The 21,937-nt window shown below is 73.6% G+C and carries 23 protein-coding genes; 11 read left to right on the top strand and 12 right to left on the bottom strand.

Features of this window, described 5'->3' with window-relative positions; all coding sequences use genetic code 11:
* Positions 1–50: 50 nt before the first annotated feature.
* Both OJ962_RS15215 and OJ962_RS15210 read left to right on the top strand, forming a co-directional pair.
* Positions 51–1,151, top strand: a complete 1,101-nt coding sequence (locus OJ962_RS15215) for a hypothetical protein (RefSeq protein ID WP_270006444.1) — start codon at positions 51–53, stop codon at positions 1,149–1,151.
* A 71-nt stretch (positions 1,152–1,222) separates the two neighbouring features.
* Positions 1,223–2,404 (top strand): TolB-like translocation protein, encoded by a 1,182-nt coding sequence (locus OJ962_RS15210; RefSeq protein ID WP_202953428.1) that lies wholly within the window; start codon positions 1,223–1,225, stop codon positions 2,402–2,404.
* On the opposite strand, the gene OJ962_RS15205 is transcribed toward OJ962_RS15210, so the two are convergent.
* On the bottom strand, positions 2,401–4,200 hold the full coding sequence (locus OJ962_RS15205; RefSeq protein WP_202953429.1) for a hypothetical protein: 1,800 nt from the start codon (positions 4,198–4,200) through the stop codon (positions 2,401–2,403). The genes OJ962_RS15210 and OJ962_RS15205 overlap by 4 nt on opposite strands.
* A gap of 81 nt (positions 4,201–4,281) precedes the next feature.
* On the opposite strand from OJ962_RS15205, the gene OJ962_RS15200 reads away from it, so the two are divergent.
* Positions 4,282–5,073, top strand: coding sequence for a hypothetical protein (locus OJ962_RS15200; protein ID WP_202953430.1), 792 nt, complete (start codon positions 4,282–4,284; stop codon positions 5,071–5,073).
* A 3-nt stretch (positions 5,074–5,076) separates the two neighbouring features.
* Here the strand turns inward: OJ962_RS15200 and OJ962_RS15195 are convergent, their stop codons facing one another.
* Entirely contained in the window at positions 5,077–6,294 is a 1,218-nt protein-coding gene (locus OJ962_RS15195; RefSeq protein WP_202953431.1) for an RNA polymerase sigma factor, read from the bottom strand.
* Positions 6,295–6,390: 96 nt separating this feature from the next.
* Here OJ962_RS15195 and OJ962_RS15190 point away from each other — a divergent pair, with 96 nt between their 5' ends.
* A complete protein-coding gene (locus OJ962_RS15190) occupies positions 6,391–6,852 on the top strand; it encodes a hypothetical protein (protein ID WP_202953432.1) in 462 nt (153 codons plus the stop codon).
* Positions 6,853–6,900: 48 nt separating this feature from the next.
* Here OJ962_RS15190 and OJ962_RS15185 read toward each other — a convergent pair whose 3' ends face one another.
* The gene (locus OJ962_RS15185) at positions 6,901–7,362 is read right to left on the bottom strand and encodes a carboxymuconolactone decarboxylase family protein (RefSeq protein ID WP_202953433.1); all 462 of its coding nucleotides are present in this window, start codon (positions 7,360–7,362) and stop codon (positions 6,901–6,903) included.
* 76 nt (positions 7,363–7,438) lie between these two features.
* Between OJ962_RS15185 and OJ962_RS15180 the strand changes: the two genes are divergently transcribed.
* Both OJ962_RS15180 and OJ962_RS15175 read left to right on the top strand, forming a co-directional pair.
* Positions 7,439–8,263: a sigma-70 family RNA polymerase sigma factor gene (locus tag OJ962_RS15180; RefSeq protein ID WP_202953434.1), complete on the top strand. Its 825-nt coding sequence runs from the start codon at positions 7,439–7,441 to the stop codon at positions 8,261–8,263.
* Positions 8,260–9,228: a hypothetical protein gene (locus OJ962_RS15175; RefSeq protein ID WP_202953435.1), complete on the top strand. Its 969-nt coding sequence runs from the start codon at positions 8,260–8,262 to the stop codon at positions 9,226–9,228. The genes OJ962_RS15180 and OJ962_RS15175 overlap by 4 nt, the downstream gene beginning before the upstream one ends.
* On the opposite strand, the gene OJ962_RS15170 is transcribed toward OJ962_RS15175, so the two are convergent.
* Positions 9,176–10,051: a F510_1955 family glycosylhydrolase gene (locus tag OJ962_RS15170; protein ID WP_202953436.1), complete on the bottom strand. Its 876-nt coding sequence runs from the start codon at positions 10,049–10,051 to the stop codon at positions 9,176–9,178. The genes OJ962_RS15175 and OJ962_RS15170 overlap by 53 nt on opposite strands.
* 20 nt (positions 10,052–10,071) lie before the next feature.
* Here OJ962_RS15170 and OJ962_RS15165 point away from each other — a divergent pair, with 20 nt between their 5' ends.
* Together OJ962_RS15165 and OJ962_RS15160 are read left to right on the top strand one after the other, a co-directional pair.
* Positions 10,072–11,247 carry an MFS transporter gene (locus OJ962_RS15165; protein ID WP_202953437.1) on the top strand — a complete coding sequence of 392 codons (1,176 nt, stop codon included), beginning with the start codon at positions 10,072–10,074 and terminating at the stop codon, positions 11,245–11,247.
* Between the two features lie 10 nt (positions 11,248–11,257).
* Positions 11,258–11,617: a VOC family protein gene (locus OJ962_RS15160; protein WP_202953438.1), complete on the top strand. Its 360-nt coding sequence runs from the start codon at positions 11,258–11,260 to the stop codon at positions 11,615–11,617.
* Here OJ962_RS15160 and OJ962_RS15155 read toward each other — a convergent pair.
* On the bottom strand, positions 11,604–12,389 hold the full coding sequence (locus tag OJ962_RS15155; protein WP_202953439.1) for an SDR family NAD(P)-dependent oxidoreductase: 786 nt from the start codon (positions 12,387–12,389) through the stop codon (positions 11,604–11,606). The genes OJ962_RS15160 and OJ962_RS15155 overlap by 14 nt on opposite strands.
* Positions 12,390–12,458: 69 nt before the next feature.
* Between OJ962_RS15155 and OJ962_RS15150 the strand changes: the two genes are divergently transcribed.
* The 3 genes from OJ962_RS15150 (at position 12,459) to OJ962_RS15140 (ending at position 15,516) form a co-directional block, all read left to right on the top strand.
* Positions 12,459–13,391, top strand: coding sequence for a DUF808 domain-containing protein (locus OJ962_RS15150; RefSeq protein ID WP_202953440.1), 933 nt, complete (start codon positions 12,459–12,461; stop codon positions 13,389–13,391).
* A gap of 72 nt (positions 13,392–13,463) precedes the next feature.
* Positions 13,464–13,856 (top strand): cupin domain-containing protein, encoded by a 393-nt coding sequence (locus OJ962_RS15145; protein ID WP_202953441.1) that lies wholly within the window; start codon positions 13,464–13,466, stop codon positions 13,854–13,856.
* A 67-nt stretch (positions 13,857–13,923) separates the two neighbouring features.
* A complete protein-coding gene (locus OJ962_RS15140) occupies positions 13,924–15,516 on the top strand; it encodes a diguanylate cyclase (protein WP_202953442.1) in 1,593 nt (530 codons plus the stop codon).
* Here OJ962_RS15140 and OJ962_RS15135 read toward each other — a convergent pair.
* The 7 genes from OJ962_RS15135 to OJ962_RS15105 are packed head-to-tail and all read right to left on the bottom strand — an operon-like array spanning position 15,499 to position 21,898.
* Entirely contained in the window at positions 15,499–17,376 is a 1,878-nt protein-coding gene (locus OJ962_RS15135) for a DNA/RNA non-specific endonuclease (RefSeq protein ID WP_202953443.1), read from the bottom strand. The two genes, OJ962_RS15140 and OJ962_RS15135, sit on opposite strands and share 18 nt — an antisense overlap.
* 11 nt (positions 17,377–17,387) lie before the next feature.
* A complete protein-coding gene (locus tag OJ962_RS15130) occupies positions 17,388–18,017 on the bottom strand; it encodes a tRNA(His) guanylyltransferase Thg1 family protein (RefSeq protein WP_202953444.1) in 630 nt (209 codons plus the stop codon).
* Positions 17,980–19,116 (bottom strand): DUF418 domain-containing protein, encoded by a 1,137-nt coding sequence (locus OJ962_RS15125; protein WP_202953445.1) that lies wholly within the window; start codon positions 19,114–19,116, stop codon positions 17,980–17,982. The genes OJ962_RS15130 and OJ962_RS15125 overlap by 38 nt, the downstream gene beginning before the upstream one ends.
* A gap of 47 nt (positions 19,117–19,163) precedes the next feature.
* Positions 19,164–20,015, bottom strand: coding sequence for a pyridoxamine 5'-phosphate oxidase family protein (locus OJ962_RS15120; RefSeq protein ID WP_202953446.1), 852 nt, complete (start codon positions 20,013–20,015; stop codon positions 19,164–19,166).
* 3 nt (positions 20,016–20,018) lie between these two features.
* Positions 20,019–20,462, bottom strand: a complete 444-nt coding sequence (locus tag OJ962_RS15115) for a VOC family protein (protein WP_202953447.1) — start codon at positions 20,460–20,462, stop codon at positions 20,019–20,021.
* A 38-nt stretch (positions 20,463–20,500) separates the two neighbouring features.
* Positions 20,501–21,019, bottom strand: coding sequence for a CGNR zinc finger domain-containing protein (locus OJ962_RS15110; protein WP_202953448.1), 519 nt, complete (start codon positions 21,017–21,019; stop codon positions 20,501–20,503).
* A 9-nt stretch (positions 21,020–21,028) separates the two neighbouring features.
* Complete coding sequence (locus tag OJ962_RS15105) at positions 21,029–21,898, bottom strand: aldo/keto reductase family oxidoreductase (protein WP_202953449.1); 870 nt, start codon at positions 21,896–21,898, stop codon at positions 21,029–21,031.
* Between the last annotated feature and the right edge of the window lie 39 nt (positions 21,899–21,937).

Raw genomic sequence — 21,937 nt, 5'->3', positions numbered from 1 at the left:
TTGCCGCCGGGGCGCGGGGCTCCCGCTCGACTTTTCGACAGGAGACGTACTTGAGACCGCAGTACTTGCCGTGGCTGGTCGGCGCGTTGCTCGTCGCCCTCCCGGCTCCCGCCTTCGCGCAGACGGGCCCGACGCCGTCGGCGACGTTCACGCTCGGCGACGACTTCTTCCAGGACGCCGCGGGCGGGACGGGCGACACCGTCGTCAACATCGCCGCCGGGCAGTCCGTGACGTGGCGCTCGCCCGTCGCCCCGAACAACCTCCAGGGGCACAGCGTCGACTTCTATCCCGAAAGCCCGAAGCCGTCGGTGTGCAACCAGACGGTCAAGACCGCCGATCCCGTGATCGCGCAGTTCGTCCCGCTCGACACCGACGGCGCGCCGCCGATGCCGGGCTTCCCGCAGCCGGCAGGCTGGGAGGGCTACTGCACGTTTCCCGCCGAGGGCACGTACCGGTTCTTCTGCCCGGCGCACGGCGGCATGGTCGGCTCGGTCGTGGTGACGACCGGGACGACGCCGACGCCGACGCCGACCGCGACGCCCACAGTGACGCCGACCGCGACGCCCACGGCGACCCCGACGGCCACGCCCACCCCGACGCCGACCGCGACACCGACCGCGACGCCCACGGCGACCCCGACGGCCACGCCCACCGCCACGCCCACAGTCGTCCCGACGGCCACGCCGACGGTCACCCCGACGGCCACGCCGGGCCCCGAGGTCGACCACACGTTCACCGCGACGGTCCCGACCGTCCTCTCGCTCGACCTCAAGACGACGACGGCCAACCTCGGCGCGATCGTCCCGGGCGTGAGCAACGTGTACGAGGCGTCGATCATGGCGACCGTCACGAGCACCGCGGGTGAGGCGACGCTCTCGGTCGCCGACGGGTCAGACGGCAGCGGCAAGCTCACCAACGGCGCCAACCGGCTGCCCAAACCGCTGGAGGTCAAGGCGGCCAACGCGGCGCAGCCCGGCGGCGCGTTCGCCCCGCTCGGCGCAAGCCCGGTGGCGCTGCTGCACTACCCGACCCAGGTCGCGGGCGACCAGGTGACGATCAGCCTCCGCCAGCCCGTCGCGGCCGAGGACCCGCTGCGCGCCGGCGCCTACGCCAAGCGCGTGGTCTTCACGCTCTCGACCACGACGCCGTAACCGATGTCGGTGGGCGCCCACGTACCCCAGCGGGCGTCCACCGACATCACCCCCGGCTATCTTCGAGCGGCATGGGCGGCCGTTCGATCCTGATCGCCGCGGTGAGCGGCGCATGCCTGTTCGCGCTCGGGCACACGCCCGCGAGCGCGTCCACCGTCGTCTTCCAGTGCGCGGAGGCGGTGTGCGCCGTCGACCCGGACACGGGTGAGAAGCCGCGCCAGCTCGCGCCCGCGGGCCGCGTCGCGGGCGTCACGCGCGACGGTGTGACGGCGTCCTGGGTGGATCCCTCCGGCGCGCTCGTCAAGGCGCCGGTGGCGGGCGGCGCGCCCGCGCCGATCGGCTTCAACGGATCGGTGGTCAACCAGCCGCTGATGTCCCCGGACGGCTCGCGCTACCTCTGGTGGTACAACGGCCCCGACGGGTTCGGCGGGCTCAACGCGGTGTGGGTGCGCCGGCTCACGGTCGGCGCGGCCGAGAGCGAGGGCGTCGGCTTCTGCTCGTACTGCGTGATCTCGCACGGCTGGCTCGGCAACACCGCGATCGGTGCGCTGCCCGCGGACACGCGCCCCGGCGAGCCGTCGAAGGTGTGCACGATGGCGAGCCCGGCCGAGGCGCCGCAGGTCTCCGGCACGTGCGTGGCGCCAATCGCGGCCGACACGCGCGGCGGCGTCGGCTTCCCGGGCGCGAACGCTGCCGGCACCGAGCTCGTGGCCGTGCTCACGCCGGGGGAGGGGACCGGCATCAAGGGCAGGATCGTCCGCTACTCGCTCGCGAACGGCGCGGCGATGGGCGACGTCACCGCCGGCACGACGGACACGACGCCCGTGTTCTCGCCCGAGGGCGACCGCGTCGCGTTCGACCGCGACGGCCAGATCGTGATCAAGGACCTGACCGGCGCGGGCACCGAGCGCGTGCTGGCGGCCGGCTCCTACCCGCACTGGGGTGGGGCGCGGACCGTCGTGGGGCCGGCGCTGCGCTCGAGCTCGCTGCGCTACCGGGGTGGGAAGATCGCCGTGCGCGTCGCCTGCACGGGCACCGCGACCTGCCGCGGCACGCTCCGCATCAAGCGCGGCAAGACGACCGTCGGCTCGCGCGCCTACCGCGTCGCCGGCGGCAGGTCCGGCACGGTCACGGTCAAGCCGTCACGGCGCGGCGGGCGAGCGCTGGGCTCGCGCCGCTCGCAGACCGTGTCCGTGCAGCTGAAGCCGTCCACCGGCGAAGCGGTCACCAAGTCGCTCAAGCTCCGGCGCTAGTAGGCGGCAGCTGACTCCTCGCCGCGGCCCAGCGCGGTCATCATCGTCCGCGCCTGGGTCTCGATCCCGCCCAGGGCGGCTTCCAGCGCCGCGAAGTTGCCCTCGAAGGTCCTGAGCTGCTCGATCGCGCTCACGAGCGGCTCGGCCTCCTCGTCCGGGAACCGGAACCGCTGGTAGCCGTGCACCGGCCGCTCGCGGTGGGCGACGATCTGCGCGACCTGCTGCTGCAGGCCCGCGGCGTCGGTCCCGAAGCCGGCTCGCGCGCCGTTGCCCATCGCCAGCACTTCGCGCACGGCCGAGGTCACGGTCATCACGGTGGCGAACCGCTCCTTGCCCTTGCCGGGCGCCGACCTCGCCGCCTTGGGGTCGCGCTGTGCGGCCTCGTCGAGCTGCTGGCCGAGCAGCAGGTACGCGCCCTGGCGCGCGTGCAGACGGTTCTTGAGCGCGCGGGCGTGGTGCTCGAACGCGTCGACCGCGGCGCTGAATGTCTGCAGCGCCTGCGACACGCCGAGCGACTCCGCCACGGCCCGGTGGCCGGCGACCTCGTTCTCCAGCGTCTGGAGGTGCCTGCGGATCTTCTTGAGCTCGTCGAAGTAGTAGATCTGCGCGGCGGTCTCCATCACGTCGCCGGCACTCGTCGGGACGCTCAGGCCGGTCGCACCGGAGGCCGCGGCGTACGCCTCCTGCGCGCCCGCCGGGACGCCGCCCTCGCCGACCGTCAGCGAGAAGGTCAGCGGGTCGCGCGAGACGCCGGGCGCGCCCACGCCGTCCATCGCGCCGCGCAACCCGCCGCCCTCGGTCGCGCCCGTCACCCCGACGCCCATCACGGCCATCGACACGTCGATGGCCTGCCCGACCTGCTTCCAGGTACCGATGTTCGTCTCGATCTGGCTCTGGCGCTGCGCGTCCGCTGCACCCTCCTGCTGGACCTCGGCGGCGCGATCGAGCACGAGCGTGCGCTGCACGCCCGTCCAGGCGGCCGCCATTGTGGTCTGCGCCACCGTCAGCTCGCCGGTCGCGTCCGCGACCTGCTGGTCGGCCGCGGGCACGCTGAGCGCGCCCGCGCTGCCCTTGAGCTGCGTCTTCTCCGCGACCGCCTGCGCCTCCTTGAGGCTGTCGATCACGGCCGTGCTCATCGCTTCGGGCGAGCTGACGCCGAGCATCTCCTGCATCGCCTCCAGCCGGGCCAGCGAGACGAACATCTGGTTCGCGCGCGGCACGCCGGCGTTGAACCGCTCGCACAAGCGCTGCTCGGTCGCGCGGTCGCCGATCAGCTGCTCGACGTGCTTGCCGCAGTCCGTGGCGCGCTCGGTCCACACCTGCGTGAAGTGCGGGAACGTGGCGTCGCCGGCTTCCTCGCGCGCCTGCTGCTCGTGGCCGGAACGCGTGCGGATCTGCGCGTCCAGCGTGGCCACGTGCGGACGCACGGTCGAGAGATGGGAGTCCTGGTAGTAGGCCAGCGACCGGCCGGAGGCGGCGGGCACCGCCTCCAGCATCTGCAGCGTCCAGCCCTTGTCGCCGGGCGCGAGCGTGTCGTTCTCCGCGGCGGCGGGCCCGGGCAGGTAGGTCACGTCGCGGCCGTCGCCGCCGACGCTGGCCGTGGCGTCGGGCGCCTTGAAGCGCGCCAGCATCCGGCTCACCGCCGCGTTGCCCGCGCCCTGCTGGAGGGCGAGCAGCGAGTGCGGCGCCAGCCCCGGGCGCACCGGGTCCAGCACGGCCGTCTCGCCCCGCGGCGCGGTCCGCCCTTCCTGCTGCTCGTCACGCGCGCGCTCGGCGCGCCAGGGGTCTGCCCTCACGGTGGTCCTCTCGCCGGGTGGTCATGACCCAAGACGCACGCCGCGCCCGTCGCCTTACGGCGCTGCGAGGATGTGCCGCCCATGGATCGCACGCTCGCCGCCAACGCGCGCCGGAACGCGAACGGCGGGCTGCGCCGGCTGTGGCGCTGGCGCTCGGCGCGCGACGCCGCGTGGACGCTGCTCGACCGCCACGTCGCCCGCGGCGCCACGGTGGCCGTCGTGGGCGCGGGCAACGGGCACGACCTGCCGCTGCGCCGGCTCGGCCGCCGCGCGGGGCGCCTGGATCTGATCGACCTGGACGCCGCGGCGCTGCGCGGCACCCAGCGCCGGCTGTTGCTCACCGGCGTGCGCGCCCGGACGATCACGCAGGACGTGACGGGCGGCGCGGCCGAGGCGATCGTCCGCGCCGTCGTCGGGGGCCGGTCGGTGCGGGTGCCGCCGGCGCCGCAGACGATCGGACGCCCGCCGTACGACGTCGTGATCGCCGACCAGTTCCTGAGCCAGCTGCTCTATCCGGCGCTGTCGGACTCGCAGCTGAGCCGTCGCTTCCAGGCCGCGGCGCTGCGTGCGCACGGCCAGTCGCTGACCAACGCGGTGGTGCGCGACCTGCTGATCGCCGGCGCGCTGGTGGTCCTGATCGAGGACGTGCTGGGCTGGTGGGAAGGCCACGTCCAGCCGTTCACGCTCGAGGAGGTGCTGGCTGCGCCGGAACCGCTGGGGCTGATGGAACGAGGCCGCCAGCCGCGCGGGTGCGACGGGCGGGCGGCGCTCGCGGCGGCGGGCGCGCAGGTCGTCGACCGCGCCGTCTGGCAGTGGCCGTTCCGGGACGGCACGGACTATCTCGTATGCGCGACCGTCGCCGTCAGCGGTTGAGGCTCACCCCTGCGGGACGACGGTCGGCGACGGCGTGGGTGTCGGCGTCGGCGAGGCACTGCCTTGCCGCTGGCTCTTGGGGATGATCGGCGCGTACAGGTAACCCGGGGTCGCGCCGTGCCCGTGTACGTCCAGGTCAGAGATCTCCGCGCGCGGCTGCTGCTTGCGCTTGGCCGACGGTGACGGCGTGGCGGTCCACACTGGCGTGGCGGTCCCCGTGGGCGTGAGCCGCGCGACGACCGTGGCGGTGGGCGTGGGCTCCGGTTTGCGCGGCTTGGAGGCCTTGCGCGGCTTCTCCCGCTTGGCGGGCGGGGTCGCGGTCGGCGTCGGGGTGGCCGTCGCGGTCGGGACGAGCGAGGGCAGCGCGGCCGTGATGACCGGCGCGCTCGCCGTCGCGCCCGCGCCGAGGGTCATGCAGGCCGCGGCGCACATCTTCGCCGCGCCGATCTGCGCCTCCCACGCCGGGTTGAACGCGATCAGGTCGCGCAGCTTGTCGCGCAGCGCGGCGGTGCGGATGATCAAGCCGACCGGCAGCAACACCGCGACGCGCCGGTGGCGCCGGATCGAGCTGTGCAGCTTCGCGCACGGGCGACAGGACTTCAGGTGCAGCGTCACCAGCCCGGAGAGGCGCACGCCGCGCGCGGCCGCCGCCTCCATCTCGACCCGCGCGTCGTCGCAGGCGAGGTCCACCGCCGCGAGCCGATGGTGCAGCGAGCGCCGCGAGCGGGCGACGATCGTGCGGGCGACGTCGGCGGGCACGTCGAGCACCGAGCCGATCTCCGCGGCCGAGCGGCCCTCGAGCACGCTCAGCTTGAGCGCCTGGCGCTGGCGCTCGGGCAGTTCGCGCATCGCCCTCACCACGCGGCCGAGCTCGTGCGCCTGCAGCACACGCGCCGCGGGGTCGTCACCCGGCCGGCCGGCGACCGCCGCGTCGAGCGGGACGGCGTGACGCTCGCGGCGCGTGAGGTCGGACGCGCGCCGCCACGCGATCGTCGTCAGCCACGCGCGCACATCGGCCGGGCGCGTGCCGCCGACCAGCGCGCGGTGCGCGGACAGCAAGGCCTCCTGCACCGCGTCCTCGGCCAGCTGCGGCCGGAAGCGTTGCGCCACGTAGTGCCGCAGGTGGTCCTGGTGGCGGGCCACGAGCTCGGCGAACGCCTGCTCATCGCCCGCGCCCGCCCGCGCCGCGAGCTTGCGGTCGTGTCGATGGTCCTCTGACATCCACCCGGAGGACGCACGGCCGGCCGCAACGTGTCACGTCTTCGAAAATGTTCTGAACCCGCGACCCGCCGTCGATCGGGCGGCGACCTGGGGGCCATGCGAATCCACACGCTTGCCGCCGTCGCGGCCACCGCTCTGCTCGCTTCGGCCGGCGTCGCGGACGCCCGTGAGCCGAGCTACTCGCCCGTTCAGACCGAGATCGTCATCTCGGACGCCGACAGCACCGCCGTCAAGACCCTCTCCTGCGAGTGGACGGACCCGCAGCCGGAGGACATGAAGTGCATCCGCTTCAACGGCGATCCGCAGACCGCGTTCCGCGAGATCGAGAAGGCGGACGGCGTCCGCGCCGACGTGACGACCCAGTCCAAGTACGGCCGGTCGAAGACCACCTACTCGCGCCGCGGCGACAACACCTGGCTCGTGCGCATCAGCCGCGCCGGCCTGCCGTTCGAGACCGGCTTCGTGTGCACGTCCGACGGCCAGAACTGCGAGGAGTGGACCACGATGGGCGGCAAGTCCGCGCGCAAGGCGGTCAAGGCCGCCGCGGCCAGGCTCTAGACGAGGCTTCGGGCCCGGCCTCGCGGATCGAGGCCGGGCCCGCAAGGCTCACCAGCTCTGGTCGCCGACGATCTGCCGCGTTGCGACGTTGAGCCGGTTCCAGACGTTGATCGAGGCGATGTCGAGCACGAGCGCGCCGAGCTGGGTCTCGTCGAAATGCTCGGCGGCGGCGTCCCAGACCTCGTCCGGGACCGGGTCGGCCTTGTCGGCCATGCGCGTCAGCGACTCGGTCAGCGCCAGCGCGGCGCGCTCGGCGTCGCTGAACACGCGGGTCTCGCGCCAGGCGCCGACCGACCACACGCGCTCCTCGCTCTCGCCGGCCTTGCGCAGCGCCTTGGCGTGCATGTCCACGCACACGCTGCAGCCGTTGATCTGGCTCGCGCGCAGGTGGACGAGCTCGCGGTTGATCGGCAGGCGGGCGCGGTCGATCGCCTTCGAGACGGCCTGCAGGCCTTCCATCGCGCCTTCGACGGCGAACGCCGGGTTGATCATGCGGGCGGTGAGCAGCATGGGGAGCTCCTTGGTCACATCGTGGGGTTGGGCTCGGTCATGGCCTTGACCGACCGAATCGCGAGGATGTGACGAGATGGACGAATTCGAAGCGCACCGGCCGCGCCTGCACGCCCTGGCGACGCGCATGCTGGGCTCGCCGGCGGAGGCCGACGACGCGCTGCAGGAGGCGTGGCTGCGCGTCGACCGGGCGGGCACGGACGGCATCGACAACGTGGGCGGCTGGCTCACGACGGTCGTCTCGCGCGTGTGCCTGACGATGCTCGACTCGCGCAAGCGGCGGCGGGAGGAGGCGCTGGAGGAAGGGCGGCTGCCGGACCCGGTGATCACACGCGCGCCGGACCCGGAGAGCGTGGCGCTGGCCGCGGATGCGGTCGGGGCGGCGCTGCTCGTGGTGCTGGAGACGCTGCAGCCCGCGGAGCGGCTGGCGTTCGTCCTGCACGACCTGTTCGCGGTGCCGTTCGAGGACATCGCGCCGATCGTGGACCGCTCCCCGGCGGCGGCGCGGCAGCTCGCGTCCCGGGCGCGGCGGCGCGTGCACGGCGCCGACCCGGACGCGCCGACCGCCGACCGGGAGATCGTCGAGGCGTTCCTGGCCGCGGCGCACGACGGCGACTTCGCGGCGCTGCTGGAGCTGCTCGATCCCCAGGTCGTCCTGCGCGCGGACGATGGCGTCGGCGCGCTGCGCATGCTCGAGGGCGCGCACGCGGTCGCCGAGAGCGCGACGTTCTTCGCGGGCACGCGCGAGGCGCACCCCGCGATCGTCGACGGCGCCGCGGGCTTCGTCGCCACCGAGGACGGCGTGCCCGTCGCGGTGCTCGCGTTCACGATCCGCGCCGGCCGGATCGTCGCCATCGACGGGCTCAGCGACCGGGAGCGGATTGCAAGACTGCGCCTGTGAGGGGCATCTCCTATCTCGCCGACCAGGTGCGCGAGGCGGACGTGCGCCGGGACCTGACCGTGATCCGCGAAGAGCTGCTCTGCGACGCGGTGTCGCTGAAGGCCAACGACGCCGACCGTCAGCTCGCGGCCGCCGCGGTGGCGCTGGAGCTCGGGCTCGACGTGTGGATCGAGGCCCAGCAGGAGAACCAGCGCGACGGCCTGGAGCACCTCGAGCGGGTGGCGGTCGGAGCCGAGCGGCTGCGCGTGCACTATCCGGGGCGCGTGACGCTCCTCGTCGGCAACGAGTACTCACTGCTCACGCGCGGGATCGTCCCCGGGTCGTTCACGCTCGCACGGTTGTGGCTCATCCTGCGCGCGGGACCGCTGCTGCGGCGCCGGATCACGCGCCGGCTGGGACGGCGGCTCGCGGCGGCGCGAACGGTCGCGCGGGCGGCCTTCGGCGGTCCGGTGACCTACGCCGCCGCGCTGTGGGAGCACGTGGACTGGACCGAGTTCGACGTGGTCGCGGTCAACCTGTACCGGATCGGTCCGGACGCGGAGGCCTACGCCGCGCGCGTACGGGCGCTCGTCGCGCGCTCGGAGAAGCCGGTCGTGATCACGGAGTTCGGCTGCGGCTGCTTCCGCGGCGCCGAGCTCGCCGGACCCGGCTCCTTCCAGGTCGTCAACTGGTTCCGGTCCCCGCCGCGGGTGAAGGCCGGGCTCGTCCGCGATGAGCAGGTGCAGGCGCGCTATCTGCGCGACCTGCTCGACGTCTTCGACGCGAGCGGCGTGCACGGAAGCTTCGTCTTCACGTTCGTGATGCCGGAGTTCCCGCATGACCCGGACCCGGTGCGCGACCTCGACATGGCGGGCTTCGGGATGGTGAAGGTGATGGCGGACGGGTGGGAGCGCAAGGCGGCGTTCGAGGCGCTCAGGGCCGCGAACGCACGACCCAGGTCTGGCCCCGGTCGCGGGAGTGCATGACCACGCCGTCGTGCAGCGCGGCGAGCAGCTCCCCCGGTGCGCCCTGATCGAACGCGGCGGGCTGGCCGCCGATGTTGCCCGCCGGGCGCCAGCGGTTCTCCGTTCGCTCGTGGTGGACCTGGCCTTCGAGGTCGAGCAGCGTCACGCCGTCCTCGGTCCAGGCCAGGTGGCCGGGGCCAGGCGCCTCGACCGGCTCCCACGTGCGACCGCCGTCGCCGGAGCGGTGTAGGCCCCGTTCGCCGGAGGCGATCAGCCGTTGCGGGTCGTCCGGGGCGAGCGCGAGTGAGATCAGCGGCTCCGGCGCGGTCAGCGGGTCCCAGCTGCGGCCGCCGTCGGCGCTGGTGAGAAAGCGCGGCTCACGGGTGGCGAAGTCGGACCCGAAGCCGTAGATCCGCTCGCCCGCGGACTCGAGCACGTGGAAGTCGACTTCGCCGTGCAGGGACACCGGCTGCCAGCTGCGGCCGGCGTCCTTGGACTCGATCAGGCCGAGGTACGGCGGAAGGTCGGTGTCCGACGGGTCTGGGTGGCCGGAGCCGAGGAAGTGGTCCGGCCCGACGATCGCGAACCCCATCGTGTCCTGGGAGGAGTCGCCGATCCGCTGTGCGCGGTCGGCGTCCGGCGCGACGCTGAACAGGCCCGTGTGGGTGGCGATCAGTGTGGAACCGTCGGCGGGGTTTACGCCCAGGCCGTGGATGTGGACCGGGCCGGCGTCGGCGGGCGGCGCCTGGGCGGACGAGTCGGTGGGCGCGGGCTCCTCACCGCACGCCGCGATGCACGCGCTCACGGCGAGCGCGCCGAGCCACGTGATGACGCGCCGCCGCATGAGGTCCCATCCTAAGGCGCTTGAACCGGTACCGGACCCTGATCGCGATCCGCGGCGTGCGCGCGCCGCTGCTGGCCTCCACGCTGGGCTCGGTCCCGATCGGCATGTACGGGCTGGCGATCCTGCTGCTCGTGCGCGACTCCGGCAGCTCGTACGGCGCGGCCGGGCTCGTGGTGGGCGCGTTCAGCCTGGCCAACGCGTTCGGCGCCGTCGCGCAGGGACGGCTCATGGACCGCTTCGGGCAGACGGGCGTGCTGCGGGTGGCGGCGGCCGGGCATCTGCCGGCGCTGGCTGCGCTGGTCCTCGCAGCCACGGCGGGCGCGCCCGTGTGGCTGCTGGCGCTGCTGGCGCTGTCCGGCGGCGCGACGCTCCCGCAGCTGCCGGCCGCTATGCGCTCGCTGTGGAACATGCTGGTGGCCGACCCGGAGCTGCGGGCGTCGGCGTACGCGCTGGTCGCGGTCGTGTTCGAGGTGGCCGTGGTGACGGCGCCCGCGGTCGCGGCGGGGATCTCCGCGGTCGCTTCGCCGGAAGTCGCGGTGCTGGTGGCGGGCGGGCTGGGCGTCGGCTCGTCGCTCGCGTTCACTGGCACGGGCGCTTCGCGGGGGTGGCGCGGGACGCCGCACGACGTGGGGTGGCTCGGCCCGCTCGGCGCGCCCGGGATGCGGACCGTGTTCGCGGTGCTGGTCGCGTTCGGGATGGCGGTCGGGATCGTGCAGGTCGCCGTGCCGGCCTACGCGGACGCGCGCGGGGCGGCGGAGACGGGCGGTGTGCTGCTCGCGGCGCTGTCGGCCGGCGCGCTCGTGGGCGGGCTGATCTACGGCGCGCGCACGTGGCCGGGCGCGCTGCCGGCCCGCTTCCCGGCGCTGCTGCTCGGGCTCGGAGGGGGCTTCGCGCTGCTCGCGGTGGCGGACTCGAACGTGGTGCTGGCAGCGGTGCTGCTCGTGTGCGGGCTGCTGATGGCGCCGACGACCGTGGTGGGCTCGACGCTGCTGGACACCGTCGCGCCCGCCGGCACGGTGACCGAGGCGTTCGCGGCGATGGTGATGGGGATCGTCGCCGGGATGGCGGTCGGCAACGCGCTCGGCGGGGCGCTGGTCGAGAGCGCGTCGTTCGAGGCCGCCGCGCTCGTGGCGGGCACCGCGGCGGCGGTGGGTGCGGCGGTCGCGCTGCTCCGACGCTCGACGCTGATCGGTTAGCGTTGCGGCCATGAACCACCTCGCGATCCCGGTCCGCGACCAGGCGCGCTCGCAACGGTTCTACGAGGCCTACTTCGGGTTCGGCGCCCGCCCCGCGCGCCTGTACGACGACAGCGTGCTGATGCTCTACACGGCCGACGGGTTCGCGCTCGCGCTCGGGCCGAGCGAAGGGCCGATCGAGCCGCCCACGTGGATGCACTTCGGCGTCGCGCTGGACAGCCGCGCGGCGGTCCTCGCGCACCGGACGCGGCTGGAAGCGGACGGCGTCGAGCTCGTCGAGGCGTTCGACGAGCCCGACTACGTCAGCGTCAAGTGCCGTGACCCCGACGGCTACATCGTCGAGGCCTACTGGGAACCTATGCCGTCTTGAGCAGGCCGCCGTCGACCACGAGATCGGTGCCGGTGGTGCTCGCCGAACGCGGCGAGACGAGGTAGGCGACGGCGTCCGCGATCTCCTGCGGGTCCGCGAGCCGGCCGGTCGAGATCGACATCATCTGCGGCCCGACGGTGCTCAGGACCGCTTCGGCGTCGGCGCCCACCATCGCGCCGAAGCGCTCCGCCGCGCCGCCGGGCGCCGTCCACCACGGCGTGAGCACGGGGCCGGGGGAGACCGTGTTCACGCGCACGCCCTGTGGTGCGAACTCCTCGCTCAGCGCCGTGCTCAGGTTCGTGAGCGCCGCCTTGGCCGCCGAGTACTCGACGTTGAACGGCGACGGCTGACGCGCGTTGGCCGAGGAGACGTTGACGATCGCGCCGCCGGTCTCGACCAGCACCGGGAGCGCGGCGCGGCAGAGTCGGACGACCGCGTGCAGGTTGAGCTCGAAGATGCCGTGCCAGTCGTCGTCGCCGCGGCTCAGGAAGCCGGCGTGCGGGAGCGGGCTGCCGGGGACCGGGCCGCCCGCGTTGTTGACGACCGCGTCGAGGCGCCCGTAGGTGTCCAGCGCCGCGGCGACGAGCTGGGCGGGCGCTTCGGGCTCGGTGAGATCGACCGCCACGTGCAGCGCGTCGGGCTCGGGACAGTCGCCGCGGGAAGCCGCGACGACGCGCATGCCCTCGGCGAGCAGCGTCCGCGTGATCGCGAGCCCGATGCCCTTCGAGGCGCCGGTGACGACGGCGACTTGGCCGTTCAGTTGCAGATCCATGCCCAGACAACGCGGCGGATGAGGGATCTGTGAGTCATCCGCGGGGTCCACCGGGTACGGTGCAGCGCGATGAGCGCCGGACTTGCTGCCCTCCTTGATGACGTTGCCATGATCGCCCGCCTCGCGGCGGCCTCCGTCGATGACGTCGCCGCCGGCGCCGGCCGCGCGAGCATGAAGGCCGCCGGCGTGATCGTCGACGACGCCGCCGTCACCCCGCGTTACGTGCAGGGCTTCAAGCCCAACCGCGAGCTGCCGGTGATCCGCAAGATCGCGGTCGGCTCGCTGCGCAACAAGCTCCTGTTCATCCTGCCCGCGGCGCTGCTGCTCAGCCAGTTCCTGCCGTGGCTGCTGACGCCGATCCTGATGATCGGCGGCACCTATCTGTGCTTCGAGGGCGCCGAGAAGCTGTGGGAGCTGGTGCACCCGCACGAGCACGGGCACGAGGAGGACGCGCCGGCCGCCGAGGTCGGCCCCGAGGAGGAGAAGAAGCTCGTCGGCGGTGCGATCCGGACGGACTTCATCCTCTCCGCCGAGATCATGGTCATCGCGCTCAACGAGGTCGAGAACGAGCCGTTCGTCTCGCGCGCGCTGATCCTGGTCTTCGTCGCGATCGCGATCACGGTCGGCGTCTACGGCGTCGTCGCGCTGATCGTCAAGATGGACGACGTCGGCCTCAAGCTCGCCCAGCGCGGCGGCGGCACCGAGTCGCTCGGCCGCGGGCTCGTCAAGGCGATGCCGATCGTCCTCTCGGTGCTGTCGAAGGTCGGCATCATCGCGATGCTCTGGGTCGGCGGCCACATCCTGCTCGTCGGCCTGGACGAGCTCGGCGTCCACTTCCTCTACGACTTCGTCCACCACCTCGAGGAGGACGTCCACGACGCCCTCGGCGCGTTCGGCGGCGTCGCCGGGTGGCTGACCAACACGATCGCCTCCGCGATCCTCGGCATCATCGTCGGCGCGATCGTCGTCACCGTCCTGCACCTGCGCAAGAAGGACCACTGAGCTTGCGTCGAGCCTGAGGAATGCCCACGCGCCGAGCGACGTCTGGTCGGACATGACCGTTGACACGAGCGAGTGCAGCGTGGTGCGCCCCGGCGCGACTACGCCGGCCGCCAGGGCCTCGAGTACGGCGCCGGCATCTCCAACGAGAACACGGCCGCGCAGGCGTTGTGCCTGCATCGGTTGAGCATGCCCGCGGGTGCGCGCGCCGTCGCGCACCTGCACCAGGACCACGAGTCGGCGATCTACGTCATCAGCGGGCGTGGCGAGTTCTGGTGGGGCGAGCGCCTCGAGCACCACGCGGTGGTCGAGGCCGGCGACTTCATCCACATCCCGGCGGGCGTGCCCCACCTCCCCATGAATCGGAGCGACGAGACCCTGGAGGCCGTGATCGCGCGTACGGACCCGAACGAGCAGGAGAGCGTGGTCACGCTGCCCGAGCTCGACGAGCTGCCGCACGTGCGCTGACGCCGTTGTCAGCATTCGGTCCTCGACGCTCAGCATCCCGACCGGTCAGGCGATCTCCCCGGAGGCTGTGCTTCGCCGCCTTTCCCCGCTGTCGCTCTTCGTCTGGTCCGGCGTCCTCGTCGTGCTGGCGTGGGCGGTCATGCTGGTGGTCGAGCTCAACCGGGCCGCCGAGACGTCCAAGCAGGCGCTCGACACGGCGAAGGTGAACGCCGTCTACGAGCAGGCGCAGGCGGCGCTGCGGGCGTCCAAGGCCGATGCGGTGCGTGAGGCGCTCGTTGCGGCGGCCGCGCTCGATCCCGCGGAACGTGCGCGCGTCGAGCGGATCCAGAAGCTGCACGCAGCGTATGAGGCGCAGCCCACCGCGGCGTTCGCGGGCTCCATCCAGCACGCGCTGGAAGCGGGCAGCGCGGCCGCCGGCGTGCGCGCGCACCAGCTGGGCATCCGCGCCTACGCCGGCGAGAAGCGCGTGGTGGACGGCGGGCGGCAGATCATCGTGCTCGCCTGCTTCGTGTTCGGCGCGCTGTGGTGGTTGCTGCGCCAGCACCGGCGCCGGCTCGAGGAGGCACGGCGGCAGGAGCTCAAGCGCCTGAGCGAGATGGCGTCGAGCGACCCGTTGACCGGGCTGCGCAACCACCGGGTCTTCCACGAGGACCTGGCGCGGGAGCTGCAGCGCGCGGGCCGGACGGGCTCGTCGCTCGCGCTCGTCCTGCTCGACCTGGACAACCTGAAGACGCTCAACGACACGCACGGCCACCAGGCGGGCGACCGCCGGATCCGCGAGCTCGCCGACGCGCTGCGCGAGACGCTGCGCGCGACGGACACCGCCTACCGCATCGGCGGTGACGAGTTCGCGGTCCTGCTCCCGGACGCGCACACGTGGGGCGCGCTGGAGTTCACGCAGCGGCTGCACCAGGCCTTCCCGGGCGCGACGGCGGGCATCGCTGCGACCACGACGCTGGTCGCGCGCGACGCGCTCATCCACGACGCCGACATGGCGCTGCTGACCGCCAAGCGCACCCATCAGCGCGCGCTCGTCTACACGCAGGAGCTGGACCCCGGCACGGTCACGCCCACGGTCGACGACCACCACACGCAGACGCTCGCGGCCGCGCTCGCGCACGCCGTCGACGCCAAGGACTCCTACACGCGCAGTCACTGCCAGACCGTGTCGCAGCTGAGCGCGCTGATCGCCGAGGCGCTCGGATTCGAGGGCGAGCGCCTCGCGCGGATGCGCCTCGCCGGCCTGCTGCACGACGTCGGCAAGATCGGCGTCCCCGACGCGATCCTCAACAAGCGCGCCGCGCTCACCGAAGCCGAGTACGAGGTGATGAAGCAGCACGCCGTGCTGGGCGCCGAGATCGTCGAGTCCGCGGGCCTGCCCGAGCAGGCGCGCTGGGTCCGCCACCACCACGAGCGCATCGACGGCCGCGGCTACCCGGACGGGCTGGCCGGCGAGGAGATCCCGCTCGAGTCGCGCATCATCCTCGTCGCCGACTCCTTCGAGGCGATGACCTCCGACCGCCCGTACCGCCGCGCCCCCGGGCGCGAGTTCGCGCTGGCCGAGCTGCGCTGCCACGCGGGCGCGCAGTTCGACCCGGACGTCGTCGACGCGCTCTGCCGCGTGCTCGACGACACGCGCGAACTAGCGCACGATCTCTGAGCGCCCGCCGATCGGCCGCGCGGTGACGGCCTGGGCGGTGCCGCCCGGCGGCGGGGCCATCGTGTCGGCCGCGGTCAGCGGGCCGAAGTCCAGGCCGGTCAGGCCGCTCAGCTCGCGCACGACCACCTGGTAGAGGTTGAACGGCTCCAGGCCGAGCGACTCGAGCTTGCCCTCGAGGTCGTCCTGCGTGAGCACGTACGCCTTGGCCTTGAGCGCGCCGTCCTCGGCGTAGGCGATCAGCTTCCAGTACGAGCGGGGCACCAGCACGCCGCGGTACTCGAGGTCGTTGCGCTTGAAGATCGGCCCGCCGAGGACGGCCAGGCGCAGGTCGTCGACCGACACGTCCTCGTAGACGGCGTCCTCGAGCTGGCCCCAGATGCCGTGCTTGGCGGACTGGTTGAAGTCGTCGAGCTGGGGCGCGATGTTGGTGAAGAAGAACGAGTCGGCGTTGGCCCGCGTGGCCTCCTCGCGCGTGCCCCACAGCAGGTCGCGGCGGCGCGCGATGTGGCCGCGGTCCAGGCGATTGTGGCTGTAGAGGTCGTCGTCGACCTGATGCTCGGCGCGGAACGCGGGGTCGCGCTTGAAGTCGATGCCGGTGCGCGAGAGCTGCTGGAGCGCGTTGCCGTCCACGTTCCACGCCACCCAGCGGCAGAAGCGCCGCGAGGCGCTCATCGCGAGCGAGAAGTGCGTGAGGTGGCGCACCGGGCCCTCGCCGCCCTCCTGCACGGGCGCGTAGTCCTTCTCCACGTCCGCGGTGGCGACCGGCACCGGCACGGCATGCCCCGGGAGGAACGCGGCGTCGTAGCCGCTGCCGGACGCGTGCACGGTGAAGAAGCCGCGCACGTCCGGATCGCCCTTGGGCGCCTCCAGCGGCGAGATCTCGAGCTTGCCGAACACCGAAGACGCGTAGCAGGCGAGCGCGTGCTCGCCCGGGTCGCTGTCGGGCTCACCGGCGAAGTGCAGGCCGAGCATCATGTCCGTCGGCTTGCCGGCGTCGTCGAGCGCCATCCACGCCGAGCCCGAGTCGCCGCCCATCGAGATCTCGCCGCCGACCGCCGGCTGCTCCGGGTCCGGGCCGATCTCGAAGCCGCCGATCCGTTCCTCCACGCCCTCGCCGTAGGTCAGTCGCGTGATCGTGTGCAGCCGCGTGACGACGCCGTACGTCACGGCCGTCGTGCGGCCGGACTTGACGACACGGTCGCCGAGCTCCGGATCACCGAGCCGCCGCACGGGCACGCCGAGCTCGAGGATCGGCTCCTCGGCGCCGCGGCCCTCGATGCTCGCGATCGCGCAGTCGCCGGCGAGCCCGAGGAACGAGCGCACGAGCCGGCCGCAGCCGTTGTCGGCGACGCGGTTGTCGTCGAACGCGCCCGGCTGCACGATCCGCTGGCCGAGCTCGCCGCCGACGCCGTGCAGCACGTGCCAGTTCGACAGCATCCGCGTCTCGCCGGTCGCGGTCTCGCGCACGAGGCACGCGAGCGTCCCGGCGCTCACCCTCTCCGCGCCGATGCTGACGCCGGGCACGATCGGGTCCAGCCGCCGCTTGCGGTCCGTCTTCTCCTGTGCGCCCACCGCGACCGGGTTGGGCGTGTAGCGCCGCTCGACGACGTCCGTGGGAAAGCGGATCCCGTTGACGGTCAGCGTCTCCGGGATCGGCCGCGTCGTCGCGCCCTCCAGGCTCTGCGGCTCGAACTTGGTCGAGACCGTGAACTGCAGCGCCAGCTCGTCGGTCGGCCGGCCGTCGACCACCTTGTAGCCGACGCCGACCGACGTGATGTTCGGGTCCTTGAGGTACTCGTCGGCGACGCGCTGCACCGCCGCCTCGATCGTCGCCCGGTCCTTGAGGTCGCGTTTGCGCACGCGGCGGGACCCTACGCCACGACCGGGTCAGAAGGTATGACCGAGTCGAGAAACGTGCCGGGCTGACAGTCGAGCGTCGGCGCCGGGCGCACGGTCCAGCCCGCCTCCTCGCGCCGGCACACCTGCCCGTGCAGGAACCGCGGATCGGCGGTGCGCACGTCCCCGCCGCGCTGCCCGAGCATCAGCCGCGCGTTGTTGCGCCCGTCCGCCTGGCGCCACAGCAGATAGTTGCGGACCTCGTCGCGGTCGGGGAGCGTGAACACGCGCGCGTCGAACGTGGCGGGTTCGCGGTCGCCGAAGCTGCGCGCGAAGTGCGCGGTGAGGATGGACGCCGACACCGACACGAGCTTCTGCACGCCGCCGCCGAACATCGCCTGTGTGCCCGGCCGGGCGAAGTCCGAGAGCACCAGCGAGATCTCGTCGGACTGCGCGAAGCCGATCACGGCGCCCGCCAGCTCCCGGCAGAGCTCGGCCATCCCGCGGCCCATCGCGCCGATCAGGCGCGTCGAATACGGGAGCGGGAGCCCGGCCGTCCAGGTGCTGAACGCGCGGCCGTCGAGCCGCACGACCGTCCAGGTGCGCGACGGGAGCGCCGTGCGGTGCTCATGCTCGTACGCCTTCATGCGGTCGCGCAGCGTCATGCTCACGACCATAGGTCGCCCGGCGCACCAGCGTCTCGAACGGGCCGCGCCGGCCGGCGCGCGTGAGCCGGACGCAGAGCGCGACGGTGGCGAGCCAGGTGAGCGTCGCGAGCAGTGCGGTGGCGGCGACCGACAGCTCGCTCGCGAGGCCGAGCAGGAACGGCGTGAACACAAGCGCCCACACCACCGACTGCGCGAGGTAGGCGGTGAGCGAACGCTGGCCCGTGGCCGCGAGCGCGCCGATCACCGGGCCGCGCCGCACGCGCGTCGCGAGCAGCGCGATGGCCGCGGCGTAGCCCGCGCCGGCGAGCGTCCCGGTGAGCGTGTGCAGCGCCGCGATGAGGCCGTAGTCGCCCGCGGACGGAACTGGCTCGAACCCGGCGAGGACGAGCGCCAGCGGCTGCGCGCCGAGGACACCCGCGGCGATTCCGACCAGCGCGACGACCCAGAGCGCGCGCGGCGGCCGCTCGAGCCACCGCCGGCGGCCGGCCCACAGGCCGATCAGGAACGGGCACGCGAACCCGATCGGGCCGAGGAACATGATCACCAGCTGGGCGGGGAGGCGCTCGACGAGCAGCGTCGGGACGTCGGGCGGGAGCTCGGCGGCCGACGGTCCCTCCAGCGCGGACTCGAGCGCGCCGCCGGCCGGCAGCGCCGTGAGCACGAAGAAGACCGCCGCCCACAGCAGCAGCCAGCGGTCGCGCCAGAACACGACCCACGCGCCGAACGCCAGCAGCATTCCGTAGGCCGCGACGATGTCGCCGATGTAGAGCAGGATTGCGTGCGCGAAGCCGATCGCGATCAGCGTCAGCGCGCGCCGGAACAGCACGTTGCGCGCGCGCAGCGGGTGGCGCCGCACGACCTGCGCGACGCCGTAGCCGAACAGCAGCCCGAACAGCGGGAACGCGCGCCCGTCCACGAACGTCGCGATGACCCACGTGACCGCCTCGTCGACCGGGCTCTTGCGCACCGGGTAGCCGCCGAGTACGCGCGGCGCGTCGAGGAAGTGGTGCGCGTTCGCGAGCGCGATGCACCACAGCATCAGCCCGCGCGCGAGGTCGGGGCCGAGCGCGCGGTCTTCGAGGGCGGTCGCGGGCACGGCGGCCAGGGAAGCACGCGCCCCGGCCGCCGCACCCCGACCGAGGTCTATGCCGCGCCGACCGGAGGATTGCGCGCGGGGCGCTCGAGCCGCCAGCGCAGCGGCGCCGCATGCTCGAGCCGGACCACGGCGGCGACCGTCAGCCGGACGGTTCGCGCCCGCTCCCACAGGATCTCGGCGTGCCCGCTCACGTACAGCGTCGTCCCGTCCTCCGGATCGACGACGGTCAGGCCGCAGGCGCCGTCGGCCGCGATGTTGCCGAGCGTGTTGAACATGCGGTTGCCCTGATAGTCGGGCCAACTGACCGTGCGCTCGTCATCCACCGCCAGGAAGCCGGGGCGGCCGCCCCGGTGGGAGACGTCGAACCCGTCCGGGCCGCGCGTGGCCACGAACGCCGTATCCGCGGCCGCGAGCCGCGCGGTGGCGCGCGCGTCGAGCGCGGTGCTCGCGGCCCGGGCCGGCGCCGCGTTGGGCACGATCGCCTCGACCTCGCGCGTGGCGATGTACTTCGGGCAGTTCGAGTAGACCTGCTCGAGCCGGATCGTCGTCCCGTCGGCGCTGCTCGAAGCCTCGCCGTTGAGGCGCATCCGGCGCCGCGTGCTCGGCTCCAGCGCCAGCCCGCCGACCGGTCCGTCCAGCGCCCCGGCGAGCGGGTCGCCGGCGAGCGGCGTCGCGGCCACGTGGACGACGTCCGGCGTGGGCGAGGTGACGAAACCCGGCGCGCCGTAGAGCAGGCTCGCCCACACGCGCCCGCCGGCGTCCTCGGCGCCCAGCGCGATCCACGGCTGGGCGGACAGGAACGTGCGCGCGACCTCCGGCATCGCCGGCTCGGCGCCGAAGGGCCGGTCGATCACCCCGGCGCGCGCCTGGACGGCGAGCTCCCCGGCGTGGTAGCCCACGGCCTAGAAGAAGCCGCAGGTCGGCGCTTCGCCGGCCGGCGCTTCGCCGTGCACGCCGGCGCCGGTGAAGACCTCCAGGCGGATCCCGTCGGGGTCCTCGAAGAAGATGCCGCCGCTGGACGCGCCCTCGGCGTGCGGGACGATCCCGTCGTGGTAGAGGTGCAGCCCGGCCTCGCGCACCCGCGCCTCGACGGCCTGCACGTCCTCGACCGAGTCGACCTGGAAGGACAGATGGTGCAGCCCGGGCGCGGCCGCCGAGAACTCGCCCGCCGACTGCTGCCAGAGCGTGACGATCAGCCGCGCGTCGTCGCCGAGGAAGGCGTACCCGTCGCCGCGCCCGCGTTCGGTCCAGCCGAACACGCGGCGGTAGAAGCCGACGCTGCGGTCGAGGTCGGTGACGTTGAGGCCGACGTGGCCGGTGGCGAACGTGGTGGCGAGAGCGGTCATGCTCACCACCATACACGAATTAACCGGTATCACCCGAATTAACGGTGACGAACGCGCCCGTGGCGCATCGCCTTGTCCCGGTTGCCGCACGCCGCCATCGAGCACCAGCGGCGGGTGCCCGGGCGCGAGGTGTCGAGGAACCACAGCACGCACTCGTCGTTCGCGCAGGGCCGCACGCGGCTCCCGTGCGACTCGAGCAGCCCGACCAGCTGCGCCGCGCACGCCCACGGCACGCGCCACTCCGGCGCGGCGTCGACGGCGCGCTCGACCGCGCCGCCCGCGCGCAGCACCGGCCGCTCGCCACCGCGCGCGAGCACCGCGTTCACGCCGGCGACCGCGCCCCGGTCGAGCAGCAGCGCGCGCAGCGCCTCGCGCGTCTCGCGCAGCGGGCCGGCGTCGGCCGGCGCGTCCGTGAAGCCGTGGCCGTCGAGCCAGAGCCGCGTGCCGGCCTCTTCGGCCAGCAGGTCGCGCAGGCCGTCGCCGGTCATCCAGGTCGTGTTGAGCAGGTCGAGCGGAAGCGGTTCGCCGGTCAGCGGGCGCGGATCTTCAGTGGCCACCTCACCAGCTTAGGCACTGACACCGGTGATCGAGTCGAGTTCGGCGAGGTCGGCGTCAGAGAGGACGAGCCCGGCGCCGGCGACGTTCTCGCGCAGGTGGGCGACCGACGCCGTCCCGGGGATCAGCAGGACGTTCGGCGACCGCCGCAGCAGCCACGCGAGGGCGACCGCCCGCGGCGTCGCGTCCAGGCGGGCGGCGACCGCGGCCAGCGTCTCGGACTGCAGCGGGGTGAAGCCGCCGAGCGGGAAGAAGGGGACGTACGCGAGCCCCTGCCCGGCGAGCGCGTCGATCAGGTCGTCGTCGTGACGGTAGGCGAGGTTGTAGCGGTTCTGCACGCACACGATCGGCGCGATCGACTGCGCCTCGGCGACCTGCTCGGGCGTCGCGTTGCTCACGCCGAGGTGCCGGATCAGGCCCTGCTGCTGGAGCTCCGCCAGCGTCTCGAACGCCCGCGCGAGCGACCCCGGCTGCGGCCCGGACGCGTCGCCGAGCCGGAGGTTGACGACGTCGAGGACGTCGAGGCCGAGGTGCGCGAGGTTGGCCTCGACGGCCGCGCGCAGCTGCGCCGGCTCGCGGGCGGGCGGCCAGCCGCCCTGCGCGTCGCGGTGCGCGCCGACCTTGGTCACGATGTGCAGCGCGTCGGGGTAGGGCGAGAGCGCCTCGCGGATGAGCCGGTTGGTGAGCTCGGGCCCGTACGCGTCCGCGGTGTCGATGTGGGTGATGCCGAGCGCGACCGCCTCGCGCAGCACGGCGATCGCCTCCTCCCGGTCGGCCGGCGGGCCCATCACGCCCGGCCCGGCCAGCTGCATCGCGCCGTACCCGAAGCGCGTGACCGTCAGATCGCCCATGGTCCAGGTGCCGCCTGCAAGGTTCGTCATGCCCGCACCGTGGGCCGCCCGCGGCCGGCCCTCAAGGAC

It is taken from the genome of Solirubrobacter deserti (genome assembly GCF_027587175.1).
Taxonomy (GTDB): domain Bacteria; phylum Actinomycetota; class Thermoleophilia; order Solirubrobacterales; family Solirubrobacteraceae; genus Solirubrobacter; species Solirubrobacter deserti.
This window is presented reverse-complemented; position numbering and strand designations above follow the sequence as displayed.

Excerpts from the sequence above, each read along its gene's own strand:
- OJ962_RS15210 (WP_202953428.1), top strand. The coding sequence starts at position 1,223 with ATGGGCGGCCGTTCGATCCTGATCGCCGCGGTGAGCGGCGCATGCCTG.
- OJ962_RS15200 (WP_202953430.1), top strand. The coding sequence starts at position 4,282 with ATGGATCGCACGCTCGCCGCCAACGCGCGCCGGAACGCGAACGGCGGG.
- OJ962_RS15195 (WP_202953431.1), bottom strand. The coding sequence starts at position 6,294 with ATGTCAGAGGACCATCGACACGACCGCAAGCTCGCGGCGCGGGCGGGC.
- OJ962_RS15190 (WP_202953432.1), top strand. The coding sequence starts at position 6,391 with ATGCGAATCCACACGCTTGCCGCCGTCGCGGCCACCGCTCTGCTCGCT.
- OJ962_RS15185 (WP_202953433.1), bottom strand. The coding sequence starts at position 7,362 with ATGCTGCTCACCGCCCGCATGATCAACCCGGCGTTCGCCGTCGAAGGC.
- OJ962_RS15180 (WP_202953434.1), top strand. The coding sequence starts at position 7,439 with ATGGACGAATTCGAAGCGCACCGGCCGCGCCTGCACGCCCTGGCGACG.
- OJ962_RS15170 (WP_202953436.1), bottom strand. The coding sequence starts at position 10,051 with ATGCGGCGGCGCGTCATCACGTGGCTCGGCGCGCTCGCCGTGAGCGCG.
- OJ962_RS15160 (WP_202953438.1), top strand. The coding sequence starts at position 11,258 with ATGAACCACCTCGCGATCCCGGTCCGCGACCAGGCGCGCTCGCAACGG.
- OJ962_RS15155 (WP_202953439.1), bottom strand. The coding sequence starts at position 12,389 with ATGGATCTGCAACTGAACGGCCAAGTCGCCGTCGTCACCGGCGCCTCG.
- OJ962_RS15150 (WP_202953440.1), top strand. The coding sequence starts at position 12,459 with ATGAGCGCCGGACTTGCTGCCCTCCTTGATGACGTTGCCATGATCGCC.
- OJ962_RS15130 (WP_202953444.1), bottom strand. The coding sequence starts at position 18,017 with ATGACGCTGCGCGACCGCATGAAGGCGTACGAGCATGAGCACCGCACG.
- OJ962_RS15115 (WP_202953447.1), bottom strand. The coding sequence starts at position 20,462 with ATGACCGCTCTCGCCACCACGTTCGCCACCGGCCACGTCGGCCTCAAC.
- OJ962_RS15105 (WP_202953449.1), bottom strand. The coding sequence starts at position 21,898 with ATGACGAACCTTGCAGGCGGCACCTGGACCATGGGCGATCTGACGGTC.